The organism is Ensifer sp. GW821-FHT05G01 (assembly GCF_059419585.1).
Map to the genome: position 1 here is coordinate 275796 of NZ_JBWKSC010000009.1, position 16889 is coordinate 292684.

The window sequence follows — 16889 nt, forward strand, 5'->3', positions numbered from 1 at the left end:
CAGCTCCTAACCATCATTTGGTATGGGCTGGTATCGGGCTTGGAAAAGCCCAGGTGAAATCAGGTCAAGCGATACCAGTGGCATGATGCCGAATGCTGGAAGGCAGAATGAATGAGCAAGATCGGTCCCGTTGCGGCATGGGCGTTTTTCTCCCTTTGCGTCATTGCAGTCATCACGTTGCCGGTCAATCTTCAGACCCAGCTGATCGTGAGCGTTTTGGTCGTCACATTCATGGCGATCCTGAAGCTCATCAAGGCCGAAGGTCGCTGGCGCCTGATCGCGCTCGCCTTCGGTACGGCCATCGTGCTTCGCTATGTGTATTGGCGCACCACCAGCACGCTGCCTCCGCTGAACCAGCTTGAGAACTTCATCCCAGGCTTCCTGCTCTATCTCGCCGAAATGTACAGCGTCATGATGCTGTCGCTGAGCTTGTTCGTCGTCGCGATGCCGCTGCCGCCGCGCAAGGCAAAGGCCGTCTCGCCTGGCGCGTTTCCGAAGGTCGACGTCTTCGTGCCGTCCTACAACGAGGATGCGGGGCTGCTGGCCAATACGCTTGCCGCGGCCAAGGGCATGGACTACCCGGCCGACAAGCTGACGGTCTGGTTGCTCGATGATGGCGGCACGCAGCAAAAGCGCTACTCGATGAACCTGGTTGAGGCGCAGCGTGCCTCTGCCCGGCATGTCGAGCTGCAGGCGCTCTGCGACGATCTTGGCGTGCGCTATCTGACCCGAGAGCGCAACGAACACGCCAAGGCCGGCAACCTCAACAACGGCATGCTGCATTCGGACGGCGAGTTGATCGCGGTCTTCGACGCCGACCACGCGCCAGCGCGCGATTTCCTGCTGGAAACGGTCGGCTATTTCGAAAGCGACCCGAAGCTTTTCCTGGTGCAGACACCGCACTTCTTCCTCAACCCCGACCCGCTTGAGCGCAACCTGCGGACCTTCGAGAAGATGCCGAGCGAGAACGAGATGTTCTACGGCATCATCCAGCGCGGCCTCGACAAGTGGAACGCGGCCTTCTTCTGTGGTTCGGCAGCGGTGCTTCGACGCAAGGCGCTTGAGGATACCGAAGGCTTCAGCGGCATGAGCATCACCGAGGACTGTGAAACGGCACTTGCGCTGCATGGCCGAGGCTGGAACAGCATCTACGTCGACCGGCCATTGATTGCCGGACTGCAGCCGGCAACCTTTGCCAGCTTCATCGGCCAGCGCAGTCGCTGGGCCCAGGGCATGATGCAGATCCTTCTGTTCCGGTTTCCGCTGTTCAAGCGCGGACTATCGATCCCGCAGCGGCTTTGCTACATGTCATCGACGCTGTTCTGGCTCTTTCCGGTGTCGCGCACGATCTTTCTGTTCGCACCGCTTTTCTACCTGTTTTTCGATCTGGAGATCTTCACCGCATCCGGCGGCGAGTTCCTCGCCTATACGCTCGCCTATATGATGGTGAACCTGATGATGCAGAACTATCTCTACGGTGCCTTCCGCTGGCCGTGGATATCGGAGCTGTACGAATATGCCCAGACCGTGCATCTGCTGCCGGCGGTGATATCGGTGCTGATGCGCCCGAGCAGGCCTACCTTCAAGGTGACTGCCAAGGACGAGTCGATCCAGGAAAGCCGGCTGTCGGAAATCAGCCGGCCGTTCTTCGTCATCTTCGCGGTGCTTTTCGTCGCGCTTCTGATGACGGTCTACCGGGTCTATACCGAACCCTACAAGGCCGACGTCACCCTGGTCGTGGGCGGGTGGAACCTGCTCAACCTGATCATGGCAGGCTGCGCGCTCGGCGTTGTTTCTGAGCGTGGGGAAAAGGCGGCCTCACGGCGCGTCAAGGTCAGCCGGCGCTGCGAATTCGGCGTCGCGGACCAATGGTACCCGGCGACCATCGAAGACGTATCGGCCAACGGCGCCCGCGTTCAGGTCTATGGCGTCGATGCGGCGACGCTTCCCGTCGACACGGACGGTCTCATCCGCTTCGAGCCTTATAGCGGCGACGGCACCTCCGAGACCTTGCCGGTTGCGGTCAAAAACAAGGAAATCGCCGGCGACATCACCACGCTCGGTTGCCGTTACCTGCCGGAGGTGGCGCGCCACCACAGCCTGGTGGCGGATCTGATCTTTGCGAACTCCCAGCAATGGAGCGAATTCCAGAAGGCGCGGCGCGGAAATCCTGGTCTGGTCGGCGGCACGGTCTGGTTCCTGTGGCTGGCTCTCTACCAGATGAGCCGCGGCCTGATCTATTTCGCCCGCAGCCTGCGTTCGTCCGACCAAGCGGAGGCGACGCGATGAACCGGACGCTTGCCGCCCTTCTTGTCGTGCTTCTTGCCGCGACCACGCAAACCTTTGCTCAATCGAACCCGTTCGACATGTCGGGCGAACGTCCGGCGGCCGAGCCGCCGGTCGAAATGCCAAGGCAAGAGGAGGGCGGGGGCCCGAAGGCAAGCGAGCCAGACGCCGGCGCGGACACACTCGGTGGCGACGAGCGCGACGATTTCAGGCGGTTTATTGTGCCCTTCGACGCGCTGTCGCTCAGCGGCGAGGTCGATGAACGCACCTGGTCGATGTATTTGACGCCGGCCCAGGCGCAATCGCCCGCAACGCTGAATTTCGGTTATCAGAATGCGATCGTGATTGCACCGGAGGTCTCGTCCCTTTCGGTTTTCGTCAATGGAGAGCTGGTTGGCGAAGGGCCGATCAAGGCCTCGGATACCCCTGAGGAACGTAGCTACGAGCTGCGTGCCGGTTTGCTGCGCCCCGGTTCCAATGACATCCGGTTCCGGGTGCAACAACGCCACCGCACCGACTGCACGATCGAATCCACCTATGAACTGTGGACCGAAATTGCGCCGGACACGGCTTTCATCAGCTTTGCAGATGCCGAGAGCGCCGTCTTTGCGAGCGTTGACGACATCCGTGCCGTTGGCGTCGACGGCAAAGGCCGCACGCAGTTCAATCTCGTCGTTCCGGGAATGGCACAGCCGAGCCGCGCTGCCGATTTGATGCGTCTTGCCCAGGGCTTGGCGCTGCGCGGTCACATGCCGGCGCAGAGGGTCATTCTCAGCCAGGACCTGCCGGAGTTGGGAAAGCCCGGCGAATTGACCGTGGTTGTCGGTACCGTCGACGAGGTTTCACCGCTTATTGCCGCGCTGCCAGATGGCGCCGCCGGCGGATCGGTCGCCGCTTTTGTGCGCGACGACAAGACAAATGCACCGGTTCTGGTTTTGAGCGGTCCTGACTGGTCGGCCGTGCGGGCCGCCATCGAGGCTGTCGCCGAACCGATGGACCGACCGAGCGATGTTCCCCGCGACGTCATCAATACGGAGCGCTGGCTCTTGCCCGAAACGCCGGTGGTCGCGGGCAACAAGCGCCTGCGTTTCTCGGAACTGGGTGTTTCGACAAGCGAATTTACCGGGCGCCGTTTCCGGTCGAGGTTTTCGGTGGCTGTGCCGTCGGACTTCTACGCGGACGCCTATGGCGAGGCGACGATCCTGCTGGACGCCGCCTATACGGAGACGGTTCGCCCAGGCAGCCGGATCGACATCTACGTCAACGGCAACATCGCGTCGACTGTACCGTTCGATTCGGCGACCGGCGGCATTCTGCGCCATCTGCCGATCAACGTGACGATGCGCCATTTCCGGCCCGGACCGAACCTGATCGAGCTCGAGGCCGTGCTCTTGACGGATCAGGACAAGGTTTGCGCGCCGGGGGCACCGGCGTCGACGGATTCGCGTTTTGCACTGTTCGATACGTCAGAGCTCCATATGCCCAACTTTGCCCGGATCGGTCTTCGGCCCAATCTCGCGGCGTTGTCCGGCGCGGCGGCACCCTATCGCAACAGTGCCGGAACGATCCCGCTCTTCATCGACCGGGCGGACGCCGACACACTGTCGGCCGCAGCGACGTTCCTTGCACGGCTTGCGGTTGCCGGCGGACGGCCGATTGCCGTGGAGATGATCGCTTCGCCGTTGGCCGCGGGCACGCGCAACGCACTCTTCGTTGGTACGTTGCCTGAATTGCCGAAGACGGTACTCACCCAGGTCGGCATCGATCCCGGCCGCCAGATGTCCTGGGGCAGTGCACAGGCCACCGGTCGCGGCGAGGATACGCAGAAGGCGATCGATGAATGGCAGACGCGCTTGAGTGGTGGCGCCTGGCGCACCCAGATGACGGCGCTTCAGAACTGGGTGAAGCAGGAGTTCGACATCTCCCTGAGTTCGCTGCGTATCCTGCCACAGGAACAGGCCGAGTTCGCGCCGCCGGAAACGGCAACGTTGCTTGTCGCCCAAGGGGCAAATCCGACGGATGACGCCACATGGACATTGGTCGCGGCACCGACCGCCAAGCTTTTGAACGACGGCGTGTCAGCCATTTCCGACATCCGTCAATGGCAACGGATCGCCGGACACATAGCGACCTACGAGCCGGCCAGTAGCGCCATCAACGTGGTGCCGGTGACCAATTTCACGTTTGTGCAGACAAGGCCGGCATCGATCGGCAACTACCGTCTGATCATTGCCAACTGGCTTTCGAGCAACATCCTCTTTTATGCCGTGGCGCTGGTTGTGTTGTCGGTGCTGCTCGGGCTTGCCACGTCATCCATGCTCAGCCGGCTCGGGCGCCGGCCATGAGCTTGCGCGCGGTTCTCATCCTCGCCCTTGCTCTTGTCGCTGCTTTACCGCAGGCGCCCGCGACAGCTCAGGGACAGAGCGGAACCGTGAGTGCTGAGGATTGGCAGACATACAAGGCCAAGTTCGTCGACGCCGGCGGGCGCATCATCGACGACGGTAACGGCGGCATCAGCCATAGCGAGGGTCAAGGCTACGGCCTGTTGCTGGCGGTGCTCGCGGACAACGCTGCCGATTTCGAGCTGATCTGGTCCTTCACGCTACGTGAACTGCTTCTGCGCGACGACGGACTTGCCGCCTGGAAATGGAGCCCGGCTGAAAAACCCCATGTCATCGACGTCAACAATGCGACCGATGGCGATATCCTGATCGCCTATGCGCTGACACTGGCCGGCGAACAATGGAAACGGGAGGACTATCTCGCGGCGGCGGCCAAGATCGCCCAGGCAATCCTCGACAGGGCCGTGATCGACTATGGCGGCCGGACGTTGTTGCTGCCCGGCGTTGCCGGGTTTTCTGCCACCGATCGAAACGATGGCCCTGTCATAAACCCTTCCTATTGGATCTTCGAGGCTTTCCCCGTCCTCAACCGTGTGGCACCTTCGCCGAAATGGGAATCCCTGCGAGTCGATGGTGAGAGCATGCTCGACGCATTGCAGCTCGGGCCGCGCAAGATGCCGGCCGATTGGGTCAGTGCCAGGACGCGCCTCAAGGCGGCCGAGGGCTTTCCGGCGGAGTTCGGTTACAACGCCCTGCGCATCCCCCTCTATCTCGTTCGCGCAGGCAGCGATGATGCCGAACTGCTTTCAAGATTGCGGCAGGGCATGCTTGGCAGCAATGGCGATTTGCTCATCAGTGACGTCGCGACGGGGGCTGTCCGGTCGGCCTTGACGGACCCCGGTTATCGATTTGTTAACCATATTCTGGCCTGTGTCTTGGAGCGGGTACCGTTGCCCGACAGCGTCAAGGTGTTCAGCCCGACGCAATACTATCCTTCGACACTGCACCTTCTCGGGTTGTCTTATGCGAAGGAGAAGCGTCCGGAGTGTCTATGAAGTCCTCAACCGTTGTCATCGCCGGCATTATGCTCACGGCGGCCGGGATTGCCGGATTTGCCGACGACGGGCTTCTGCGCAAGAATTTGAGCGGCGTCGCCGGTACGCCCAACGGCGAGCAGGGAAGCGGGCTTCCCGGCGAGGCGTCGTTCGGCATAGTTGACAAGGCATCGAGACAGGCCGCACCTGAGTTTCGCCAGGTCGCGCAGAACACGCAACCTGCCGCCGAGGCAACGCGGCCGCAGGCAACGGCGCCGGTGGTCGACGAATCGGCACTGCGCTATTTCGCAAGCAAGGGCGATACGGCCCGGCTGCAGGCCGAGATATCGCGGCTGAGGGCGCTCTATCCCGATTGGACGCCTCCCGAGGATCCCCTGGCCGTTCCGCGCAACAAGGATACCCAGCTCGAAACGATGTGGCAGCTCTATTCGGAGGGGCGCTACGCGGAAGTTCGAAAAGCGATCGCCGAGCGCCAGGCAGCCGAGGCCGCCTGGAAGCCGCCGGCAGATCTGCTCGAGCGGCTGAATGTTGCCGAAGCCCGAGCGCGGTTGGTGAATGCCTCCGATCTCAAGCAGTACGAGACGGTCATCGAAGTGGCGGCGAGTACGCCGAGCCTGCTGACGTGTTCTGAAGTGGACGTGCTCTGGCGGGTGGCTGATGCGTTCGCGCAGACCAAGCGGCCGGATCGCGCTCGAGATGCCTATCTCTATGTCCTGAAGAATTGCGACAGTGCCCCGGAACGGCTGGCGACCGTGCAGAAGGCGGTATCCGGATTGCCCTATGACATTGCCCAGGAACTGCTGGCCTTTGAACGCACGGCGCCCGGCGGCGGCGGCGAGTTCGAGATCATTGGCGACGATCTGGCCCGACGCTTCGTCGCCGAAGGCGATGGGGATGGCAAGCTGGCCGTCGACCCGAAATACATCCTGCGCCTCGAACGCCTGGTAGAAACCGATGGCTTGGCGAGCGATGCCCTTCTTCTGGGCTGGTACCAGCTGCGCCGCGACAACATGAGCGCGGCCGAGCAATGGTTCCGGCGCGCCCATGACAAAGAGGATTCCGCGTCTGCCTCGCAAGGATTGGCGCTGACGTTGATCGCGCGCAAGGCGCATGAGGACGCCGAGAAGGTGCTGTATCCCTGGCGCGACGCGTCGGAGGATGCCAAGGCCACCTATTTTGCCGCGACGGCAAACCTGCTGGCGATCGAGCCGCCCGTGGCGCTCAGCGAGGAAGTGCTGAGCCGCATCGCGCAGGAGACGACAAAGGGGCGTGATCCGGCCACCGCGCAGCAGTTCGGCTGGTATGCCCGTGCCATGGAACAGCCGGCGACGGCTGCACAATGGTTCACAACGGCCCTACGCTGGAAGCCGGATGATGAGCCTTCGGCCTATGGTCTGGCGCTGAGCCGCAACCAACTCGGTGATGCCGCCGGCGTCGCGGAAATCCAGAGGCTTTGGGCGGGACGCTCCGAGCGCATTGCGCGCCTGGGCGAGACCGAGGAGGAACGGCGCGACGCCATTGCCCGGCAACAACAGCCGCTGGCGCGCGAGCAGGCACCCATATCCGGTGGGCAACAAAGGGCACCTGCGGTCGTGACGCAGGCAGCGCCGCGAACGGCGACGCGCTATGTGGTCGAGCAGCCTGTTGCGGTTGCGCGGCAAACGCAAACGACTGGCAGGAACGCAACGGGATGCCGGACGACCATTAACCCGGCGCGGCTTTCACCGCAGGCGGCGCTGACGCGCGGCTGGTGCCTGATGGACCTCAATCGTCCGCTGGAAGCGGCCGAAGCCTTCGCGGTCGCCTTGCAGGCACCGGCATCGCAGATGCGCGAAGATGCCGCCTATGGCCAAAGCCTTGCCTATCTGCGGGCCGGGCTGACCAATAGGGCTGCGGTGGCCGCGACGCAATCGACCCAGAGCCGTCGCCGTGCCGACGAATTGCAGAGCGCCATTCTCTCCGACAGGGCGATTGCCGCTTTCGATGCGAAACGGTATCGCGAGGCGCTGATTTTCCTCGATCAGCTTGGGCAGATCTCGACGCAGCGGTCGGACCTGATGGTGCTGCGCGGTTACGCCTATCTCAATCTCAAGCGCTACGCCGAAGCCCGGCGCATCTTCGAGGCTGTCGCTGCGACTGGCAACCGGGACGCGCAGCGCGGCCTTGCCGACGTCGGCAAGGCGCAGGAAATCTGGCCGAACAAGTAAACGCTTAGCAAGCGATTCCATCGCAACGCGAACGCTGCGGCGAGCCAGATTGACCGAAACCGCTTCGCGCAGCGGATGCATCGCCAAACGCTCTTAAACTTTGCAGATCGTGCTTTGCGGATTTCCTCTTTGGAAGGAAATTAGCAAGGCGCGGTGCTATCGTCGCTCGACTTCGCGGCGTTGAGCATCATTGCAATCGCCGCGTGGCGCGTAGAGGATGGAGCGCAGACGAGCCGGTTGGCGGTGAGGAGATCGCCGACAGGGTCGAGGGGAGGAGACGAGAGATGTTTCAGGGCGGATTGAGCTTCGCGCTCGGCGAGGACATTGACGCATTGCGCGACAGCGTGCGCCGTTTTGCGGCCGAGCGTATCGCGCCGCTGGCGGACGAGACCGATCGCAGCAATGCTTTTCCGACGCCGCTCTGGCGGGAAATGGGCGATCTCGGCCTGCTCGGAATTACCGCAGACGAGGCTTATGGCGGTGCGGGCATGGGCTATGTCGCCCATTGCGTCGCCATGGAAGAAATCAGCCGTGCATCCGCTTCCGTGGGCTTGAGCTACGGCGCCCATTCCAATCTCTGCGTCAACCAGATCAGCCGCAACGGCAACGAGGCGCAGAAGGCGCGCTACCTGCCGAAGCTGATTTCTGGCGAGCACGTCGGCGCGCTCGCCATGTCCGAGCCTGGTGCCGGCTCCGACGTCGTTTCCATGACGCTGCGGGCAGAGAAGCGCGGCGACGCTTATGTCCTCAACGGCGGCAAGATGTGGATCACCAACGGGCCGGATGCAGATGTGCTGGTGGTCTACGCCAAGACGGACCCCAGTGCAGGCCCGCGCGGCATTACCGCCTTTCTCGTCGAAAAGGGTTTCGTCGGGTTTTCCACCGGCCAGAAGCTCGACAAGCTCGGCATGCGCGGCTCCAACACCTGCGAGCTGATTTTTCGCGATTGCGAGGTGCCGGCGGAAAACATCCTTGGCAACGAGGGCGGCGGCGTCCGCGTGCTGATGTCCGGCCTCGATTATGAGCGTGTGGTCTTGTCCGCCGGACCGCTCGGTATCATGTCGGCTTGCCTTGACGTCGTCGTCCCCTATCTCCACGAGCGCAAGCAGTTCGGCCAGGCGATCGGCGAGTTCCAGCTGATGCAGGGCAAGCTTGCCGACATGTACGTCACGGCGAACGCAGCGCGCGCTTATGTCTACGCGGTGGCCGCGGCCTGCGATCGCGGCGAGACCACCCGCAAGGACGCGGCCGGCTGCATTCTCTACGCTGCCGAGAAGGCAACGGCGCTGGCGCTGGAGGCAATCCAGGCGCTCGGCGGCAATGGCTATACCAACGACTATCCGGCGGGGCGGCTGCTGCGTGACGCCAAGCTCTATGAGATCGGCGCCGGAACCAGTGAAATCCGCCGCATGCTGATCGGTCGCGAACTGTTCACCGAGACCAGATAGGCGCCCGAACGAGCCGCCGAAGCCGCAATCCGCCTCGATCGAATGAGGACTTCATGACTGTTCTGAAATCCCACATCTCGCCCTCATCCGACGTGTTCAGGGCCAATCAGGCGGCGATGGCGGAGGCGATCGCGACCGTGGAGGATGCCGTCAAGATGGCGGTCGGCGGTGGCGGCGACACGGCGCGGGAGCGCCATGTCAGCCGTGGCAAGCTTCTGCCGCGTGACCGGGTCGCCGCGCTGATCGATCCGGCAACGCCCTTCCTCGAGATCGGCTCGACCGCTGCCCACGGCATGTACAACGGCGATGCGCCGGCAGCAGGCCTGATCACCGGCATCGGCCGGGTGTCCGGCCGTGAATGCATGATCGTCTGCAACGACCCGACCGTCAAAGGTGGGACCTACTATCCGATGACGGTCAAGAAGCATCTGCGCGCACAGGAGATCGCTGCCGAGAACCAGCTGCCATGCATCTATCTGGTCGATTCCGGCGGTGCCAACCTGCCGAACCAGGATGAGGTCTTTCCGGATCGGGAGCATTTCGGCCGGATCTTCTACAACCAGGCCAATATGTCCGCTGCCGGCATTCCGCAGATCGCCGTGGTCATGGGGTCATGCACGGCGGGCGGCGCCTACGTGCCCGCCATGTCGGACGAAACGATCATCGTCGAGGGCCAGGGCACGATCTTCCTGGCCGGCCCGCCGCTGGTGCGGGCGGCGACCGGCGAAGTGGTCTCGGCCGAGGATCTTGGCGGCGCCGACGTGCACACCCGCTTGTCCGGCGTTGCCGACCATATGGCGCGTGATGATGCCCATGCGCTGGCACTTGCGCGCCGGGCAGTTGCAGCACTTAACCGCCACAAACCGGCGTCGGTGGAGCTGCAGAGCCCGGAGCCGCCGCTCTACGATCCGCAGGAAATTGCCGGTATTGTCCCGGCCGATCTGCGCACGCCCTACGATATCCGCGAAGTCATCGCCCGGCTTGTCGATGGCTCCCGCTTCGACGAGTTCAAGGCGCGCTACGGCACCACGCTCGTGTGCGGTTTCGCCCATGTTCACGGCGTTCCTGTCGGCATCATCGCCAACAACGGCGTGCTGTTTTCCGAATCCGCCCTGAAGGGCGCGCATTTCGTCGAGCTCTGCGCCCAGCGTAAGATCCCGCTCGTCTTCCTGCAGAACATCACCGGCTTCATGGTCGGGCGCAAATACGAGACCGAAGGCATCGCCAAGCACGGCGCCAAGCTGGTGACGGCCGTGGCGACGGCGCAGGTGCCGAAGATCACCATGCTTGTCGGCGGTTCGTTCGGTGCCGGCAACTACGGCATGTGCGGTCGGGCCTTCTCGCCGCGGTTCCTGTGGACCTGGCCGAACAGCCGGATTTCGGTGATGGGCGGCGAACAGGCGGCCGGCGTCTTGTCGACGGTGCGCGGCGAGGCGCTGAAGCGGGCGGGAACGCCCTGGAACGAAGAGGAGGAGGCCAAGTTCCGACAACCGGTTCTTGATCTCTTCGAGCGCCAGAGCCATCCGCTCTATGCCTCCGCCCGGCTCTGGGACGACGGCGTCGTCGACCCGCGCAAGAGCCGTGACGTGCTGGCACTATCGCTTTCGGCGGCGCTCAATGCACCAATCGAAGAGACGCGTTTCGGCCTGTTCAGAATGTAGGAGATCGCGATGAAACGCGAAAACGTCAACGCCAAGAATGCGCCGCAACCGCGCGGCGGCTACTCGCAGGCCGTACGGCTTGAGAATTTCGAGCGGCTGGTCTTCGTCAGCGGTCAGGTGCCGCTCAATTCGGACGACGAACTGCCCGACAGCTTCGAGGCGCAGGCCCGGCAGGTCTGGTTGAACATCGATGCCCAGTTGAAGGCCGCTGGCATGAGCAAGGCCGATATCGTCAAGGTCACGGCCTTTCTTGCCGACCGCAACCACACCATGGCCAACCGTGCGGCCCGGGCGGAATATCTGGGTCCGCTTGCGCCGGCGATGACAGTGGTGATTGCCGGCATCTTCGACGCCGGCTGGTTACTCGAAGTCGAAGTGATAGCGGCGCAATAGGGCGGGCCATATGCCGATGTTTTCAAAGCTTCTGATTGCCAACCGCGGTGAAATCGCCTGCCGTGTTATCCGCACCGCCAGACGTCTGGGCGTCCGAACCGTTGCTGTTTACTCCGACGCCGACGTCGATGCCTTGCATGTGACGTTGGCCGACGAGGCGATCCGCATCGGACCGGCGGCGGCATCCGAAAGCTATCTCTCGATCGAGCGCATTGTTGCTGCGGCGAGAAGCGTCGATGCCGATGCCATTCACCCGGGTTACGGCTTCCTGTCGGAAAACGCCAAGTTTGCCGAGGCTGTCGAAGCGGCGGGCATGACCTTCGTCGGTCCGTCTCCGGCCGCCATTCGCGCCATGGGGCTGAAGGATGCGGCCAAGGCGCTGATGGAACAGGCTGGTGTGCCCGTCGTGCCCGGTTACCACGGCGATGAACAGGACCCGTCCTACCTGGCGGACCGGGCGGGCGAGGTCGGCTTTCCTGTGCTGATCAAGGCGCGCGCCGGCGGTGGCGGCAAGGGGATGCGCAAGGTCGAGCAACCGCACGAATTTGTCGCGGCCCTGGAAGCAGCGCGCCGCGAAGCCGAAGCCGCATTTGGCGACGGCGCGGTGCTGATCGAGAAATACCTCACCAAGCCCAGGCATATCGAAGTCCAGGTCTTCGGCGACCGCCACGGCAACATCCTGCACCTGTTCGAACGCGACTGCTCGCTCCAGCGCCGCCATCAGAAGGTGATCGAAGAGGCGCCGGCGCCGGGGATGACTGCAGAAGTTCGCCGCGCCATGGGCGAGGCAGCGGTCAAGGCGGCGCGCGCCATCGGCTATGTCGGTGCCGGCACCGTCGAGTTCATCGCCGATGTCACCAACGGGCTCTGGCCGGACCAGTTCTACTTCATGGAGATGAACACCCGGCTGCAGGTCGAACATCCCGTCACCGAGGCGATCACCGGCATTGACCTCGTCGAATGGCAGTTGCGCGCCGCCGTCGGCGAGGCCTTGCCCAAGCGGCAGAACGAAATCGCCATCGATGGCTGGGCGTTCGAGGCGCGGATTTATGCCGAAGACCCGTCGCGCGGATTTCTGCCGGCGACCGGTCGGCTTGCCATGCTCGATTTTCCTGTCGACGGCGTCCGGGTTGATGCCGGCGTCCGGCAGGGCGACGTCATCGCCCCCTATTACGATCCGTTGATCGCCAAGCTGATCGTGCATGGTCCAAGCCGCTCTTCAGCACTTGCCCGACTGGAGAGTGCGCTCAAGGCCTGCCGCATCGGCGGCACCATCACCAACCTCGATTTCCTCGCCCGGCTCGCCGCCGAGCCCGTGTTTCGTGCCGGGCGGCCGGACACCGGGCTGATCGACCGGTCGATCGAGCAATTGACCACGCCGGTCGTCGCGGGAGATGAGGCACTGGCGTTGGCCGCCATCGCCGCCACCGGCGTGCTGCGACCGATGAAATCTGACGATCCCTGGTCGTCACTCGGTCACTGGCAGATCTGGGGAGATGCGCACAGAAGCGTCGCCGTCGAGCATGCCGGCGGACGATCGGTCGTCACGCTTGCAGCCCGCGGGCGCGATCAGTTCGCGGTCCGGGCTGGCGAAAGCACCTTTCCTGTGCTCGTACTCGATCGGTTCGACGATGGTGCCCGGGTGGAGATCTCAGGCGAGCAGCGCGTCTTCCGCTTTCTGCGCGAAGGGGAGACAATCACCCTTTTTGTTGGAGGCGAGACATTCGTTCTTCGCCTTCCCGATCCACTTGCCGAAGCTCATGCGGGCGAGGCGGCCGCGGACGAGATTGCGGCGCCAATGCCCGGTATCGTCAAACTCATCCATATCAGCGCCGGCGACCCGGTGACGAAAGGCCAGCCGCTGGTGGTGATGGAGGCGATGAAGATGGAGCTGACGCTGGCGGCATCACGCGATGGCATCATCGAGAATGTGCTGATCTCGTCTGGCGAACAGGTGAGTGCCGGGGCGATCCTCGTGGTGTTGAAGGCGGAGAGCGGCGAATGAGCGTGGCGGCGCCCGTGCATGTGACGCTTGTCGAAATGGCGCCGCGCGATGGCCTCCAGAACGAAAAGCGGCTTGTCGATACGACCGACAAGATCCGCCTTGTCGATCTCCTGTCGGCCTGCGGCTATCAACGCATCGAGGTGACGAGCTTCGTCAGCCCGAAATGGGTGCCGCAGATGGCGGATGCGGCGGCTGTCATGGCCGGAATCCGGCGTCGGCCGGGCACGCGCTACACTGTGCTGACGCCGAACATGCAGGGCTTTGAAGCGGCCCTTGCGGCCAAGGCCGACGAAGTGGCGATCTTTGCCTCTGCGTCGGAGACCTTCTCGCAGAAGAACATCAATTGCTCGATTGCTGAAAGCATCGAGCGTTTTCGCCCCGTTGCCGAAGCCTGCCGCGCCAACGGAGTGCCGTTGCGAGGCTATGTCAGCTGCGTCGTCGAGTGCCCCTACGAAGGCGCGATTGCCCCGGAGAGTGCTGCTCAAGTCGCCGCCGCCCTGTTGGCGCTCGGTTGCTACGAGATCAGCCTCGGCGATACGATCGGACGCGGCACGCCGGAGGCGGTGGACACGATGCTGGCAACCGTGCTGGCGCATGTGCCGGCCGGACAACTGGCGGGCCATTTTCACGACACGTCCGGACGTGCACTCGACAATATCGGCGTCGCGCTCGAGCGTGGCTTGCGCGTCTTCGACGCCTCGGCCGGCGGCCTCGGCGGATGCCCCTACGCGCCGGGTGCGGCCGGCAATATCGACACGCTGGCAGTCAACGCCTTTGTCCTCGGCCGCGGATTTTCGACGGGGCTGGATGCGGCAAGGCTTGAAGAGGCTGCCGCCTTCGCCAGATCGTTGAGGAGTTCTGCCTGATGTTCGAAACGATCCGATACACCATCGATGCGAAAGGTGTCGCCCGGCTGACATTGGCGCAGCCGCAAAAGCACAATGCCCTTTCCGCCGTCATGATCAGTGAACTGACCGAGGCGGCGGTACGATTGTCAGCCGATGCCGCGGTGCGCGTCGTGGTGCTGGATGCCGAGGGCCGCAGCTTCTGCGCCGGCGGCGATCTCGGCTGGATGCGCGAGCAGTTCGAGGCGGATCGGTCGACCCGTATCGCCGAGGCAACGCGGCTGGCACTGATGTTCAAGGCATTGAACGAGATTGCCAAGCCGGTGATCGCGCGCGTGCACGGCAATGCCTTCGGCGGCGGCGTCGGCCTCATGAGCGTCTGCGATGCCGTCATCGCGTCTGCCGATGCGCGCTTCGGCCTGACGGAAACCCGGCTGGGCCTCATTCCAGCGACCATCAGCCCCTATGTCGTTGCCCGCATCGGCGAGGGCAGGGCGCGGCCTCTGTTCATGTCCGCGCGCCTGTTCGGCGCCGAAGAGGCAAGGGAGGCGGGGCTGGTGACGTCGATTGCCGCGCCCGATGCGCTGGATGCAGCCATCGAAGCGGAAATCGAGCCCTATCTTCAGACGGCGCCCGCCGCGACGGGACGGGCAAAGCGGCTTGCCCGATCGCTTGGGCAGCCGATCACCGAGGCGACCATTGCCGCCACGATCGAGCAGCTTGCCGACTGCTGGGAAAGCGCAGAGGCGCGCGAAGGCGTTGCCGCCTTCTTCGAGCGGCGCGATCCCTCCTGGCGACAACCGCCGCTTCCTTGATTTGGACGATTTTTGACCTGACGCCCGTCGCTCCCATCTGGGGGCGGAGGTTGGCGGCCGTATTTGCCACGGCCTGATCCATCCGTACTTCTTGCCCCCGTGGCAGCTGGGTTGCGCGGCGGCGGTCGAGTGCCGGCAGGGCGGAGCTGACGGTAGCCGATCCCGAAAGTGGCCATTCCGACGACGCCGGATTCATGGCGGTGACGCCCGTTTCAAATCACCTTGCCGGGGTTGAGGATGCCTTTCGGGTCGAGCGCGTTCTTGATCCGGCGCATTACCTCGAGTTCAGCAGCACTGCGCGAATGGCCGAGGAACTCCCGCTTCAAGGTGCCGATGCCGTGTTCGGCGGAGATCGAGCCGCGATAACGACGGACGATGTCGTAGACGATGCCATCGACCGTATGCTGGGTGTGCTCGTCGCTTTCAGGCGTTGAAAAAGCGATGTGCAGGTTGCTGTCGGCGACATGACCAAAGAAGGAGATGTGCGCCTGCGGAAAGCGAGCGGCGAGCGCCGTGCCGCATTCCGCCGCGAAACGGCCGATTTCGCCGATGGGCAGGCTGACATCGAGATTGATCAGTCCCGGCAGCAGGCGGTCCATCGCGTGCCCTTCGCGCACCTGCCAGAACAGCCGGCTTTCTTTCTCCGACTGCGCGATGAGAGCGTTGGCAATGACATCGTCTTCAAGGGCGGCGCCGAGGAAATTCTCGAAATCCTCGCTTTCTTCGTCATGGCCCTGGACATCCTGCTCGACGATCACCGCAAAGGCGGGGGGCGTCTCGAAGAAGCGCTGTCCTTCCGCCTCGCAATTGAAGCGGAAGTATCCGTCCCACATGGCTTCGAATGCCGAGAGGCCCGGCAGCCCTCTTTGCGCCCGCGCCAGGAAGGCGACGGCCTGATCATAACTGTCGAGCGCACAAAGCGCCGTCAGGCGGCCTGCAGGGCGCGGCTTCAATCGCAGGACGGCGCGGGTGATGACGCCGAGTGTGCCCTCCGAGCCGATGAAATACTGGCGCAGATCGTAGCCGGTGTTGTTCTTGATCATCTTGCTGAGCGAGGAAAGGATCGTACCGTCGGCAAGCACAGCTTCCAGGCCAAGCACGTTGTCGCGGGTGACGCCGTGCGCGATGACGCGGATGCCGCCCGCATTGGTGGCGAGATTGCCGCCGATCTGGCAGGAGCCGCGCGCGCCGAGATCGATCGGTAGCAGGAAGCCTGCATCGTCGGCGGCGCGTTGGGCGACTTCGAGCGGCGTGCCGGCAAGGACGGTCATGGTTGCGGAAAGCGGATCGATTTCCTCGATGCCCACGAGGCGCTCGAGCGAGAGGGAAATGGCGTCATTATCCGGGTTGGCGCCGCCGGCAAGGCCGGTCAGGCCGCCTTGCACGACGACCGCCTGGCCGTGGGCGTCGCAGATGCGAAGCACGGTTGAGACCTCGTGCGTGTTTGCGGGGCGAACGACGGCCTTGGGTAGGGTGCGGCCGGTGAGGCTGGCGTCGCTGCGATAACGCTCACCGATCTCGGTGCCCGTCAGCACGGCATCGCCGAGTGCCTGTTTCAAATCGTCAATGACGGACATGCGCCTGGTCTCCCGCTTTTCTCACCGCATAGCACGCTGTAGCGCATCTCGGGAGAAACGGGAATTGGGTGGACCGGGCGGCGGAAAACCCGTCAGGTTCCGGTGCGTGCCAGTTCGAACGGCTGTGCCTGCGTTTCCGCTTCGACATCGGTGCTGGTGACCTCGGCGCCCGCCTTGTCGTCCCTGAACAGTTTCCACTTTGTCGGCCGGAATGCGACCCTTGCGCGGTCCTGTGTTGTTGTGCGTTCGGGCGGC

At 63.7% G+C, this 16889-nt stretch carries 11 protein-coding genes; 10 read left to right on the forward strand and 1 reads right to left on the reverse strand.

What is annotated here, in order from left to right:
- The first annotated feature begins 111 nt into the window (after positions 1 to 111).
- The 10 genes from bcsA to AC07UR_RS22385 all read left to right on the forward strand — a co-directional run bounded on the left by bcsA (position 112) and on the right by AC07UR_RS22385 (position 15057).
- Entirely contained in the window at positions 112 to 2289 is a 2178-nt protein-coding gene (gene bcsA, locus AC07UR_RS22340; protein ID WP_077502468.1) for a UDP-forming cellulose synthase catalytic subunit, read from the forward strand.
- Positions 2286 to 4631, forward strand: coding sequence for a cellulose biosynthesis cyclic di-GMP-binding regulatory protein BcsB (locus AC07UR_RS22345; RefSeq protein WP_494700200.1), 2346 nt, complete (start codon positions 2286 to 2288; stop codon positions 4629 to 4631). Before bcsA ends, AC07UR_RS22345 begins: the two co-directional genes overlap by 4 nt.
- A 2-nt stretch (positions 4632 to 4633) precedes the next feature.
- The gene (locus AC07UR_RS22350) at positions 4634 to 5683 is read left to right on the forward strand and encodes a family 8 glycosyl hydrolase (protein WP_234941804.1); all 1050 of its coding nucleotides are present in this window, start codon (positions 4634 to 4636) and stop codon (positions 5681 to 5683) included.
- Positions 5680 to 7890, forward strand: coding sequence for a cellulose synthase (locus tag AC07UR_RS22355; protein ID WP_209790089.1), 2211 nt, complete (start codon positions 5680 to 5682; stop codon positions 7888 to 7890). Before AC07UR_RS22350 ends, AC07UR_RS22355 begins: the two co-directional genes overlap by 4 nt.
- A 284-nt stretch (positions 7891 to 8174) precedes the next feature.
- Positions 8175 to 9338 carry an isovaleryl-CoA dehydrogenase gene (locus tag AC07UR_RS22360; RefSeq protein WP_173423160.1) on the forward strand — a complete coding sequence of 388 codons (1164 nt, stop codon included), beginning with the start codon at positions 8175 to 8177 and terminating at the stop codon, positions 9336 to 9338.
- A gap of 53 nt (positions 9339 to 9391) precedes the next feature.
- Positions 9392 to 10999 carry a carboxyl transferase domain-containing protein gene (locus tag AC07UR_RS22365; protein ID WP_209790088.1) on the forward strand — a complete coding sequence of 536 codons (1608 nt, stop codon included), beginning with the start codon at positions 9392 to 9394 and terminating at the stop codon, positions 10997 to 10999.
- A gap of 9 nt (positions 11000 to 11008) precedes the next feature.
- On the forward strand, positions 11009 to 11392 hold the full coding sequence (locus AC07UR_RS22370; protein ID WP_077502463.1) for a RidA family protein: 384 nt from the start codon (positions 11009 to 11011) through the stop codon (positions 11390 to 11392).
- A 16-nt stretch (positions 11393 to 11408) separates the two neighbouring features.
- The gene (locus tag AC07UR_RS22375; RefSeq protein ID WP_209790284.1) at positions 11409 to 13397 is read left to right on the forward strand and encodes an acetyl/propionyl/methylcrotonyl-CoA carboxylase subunit alpha; all 1989 of its coding nucleotides are present in this window, start codon (positions 11409 to 11411) and stop codon (positions 13395 to 13397) included.
- Positions 13394 to 14263, forward strand: coding sequence for a hydroxymethylglutaryl-CoA lyase (locus AC07UR_RS22380; protein ID WP_209790087.1), 870 nt, complete (start codon positions 13394 to 13396; stop codon positions 14261 to 14263). The genes AC07UR_RS22375 and AC07UR_RS22380 overlap by 4 nt, the downstream gene beginning before the upstream one ends.
- Positions 14260 to 15057, forward strand: a complete 798-nt coding sequence (locus tag AC07UR_RS22385) for a crotonase/enoyl-CoA hydratase family protein (protein WP_209790283.1) — start codon at positions 14260 to 14262, stop codon at positions 15055 to 15057. Before AC07UR_RS22380 ends, AC07UR_RS22385 begins: the two co-directional genes overlap by 4 nt.
- A gap of 212 nt (positions 15058 to 15269) precedes the next feature.
- Here the strand turns inward: AC07UR_RS22385 and AC07UR_RS22390 are convergent, their stop codons facing one another.
- Positions 15270 to 16634: an FAD-binding oxidoreductase gene (locus AC07UR_RS22390; RefSeq protein WP_209790086.1), complete on the reverse strand. Its 1365-nt coding sequence runs from the start codon at positions 16632 to 16634 to the stop codon at positions 15270 to 15272.
- Positions 16635 to 16889: the final 255 nt, after the last annotated feature.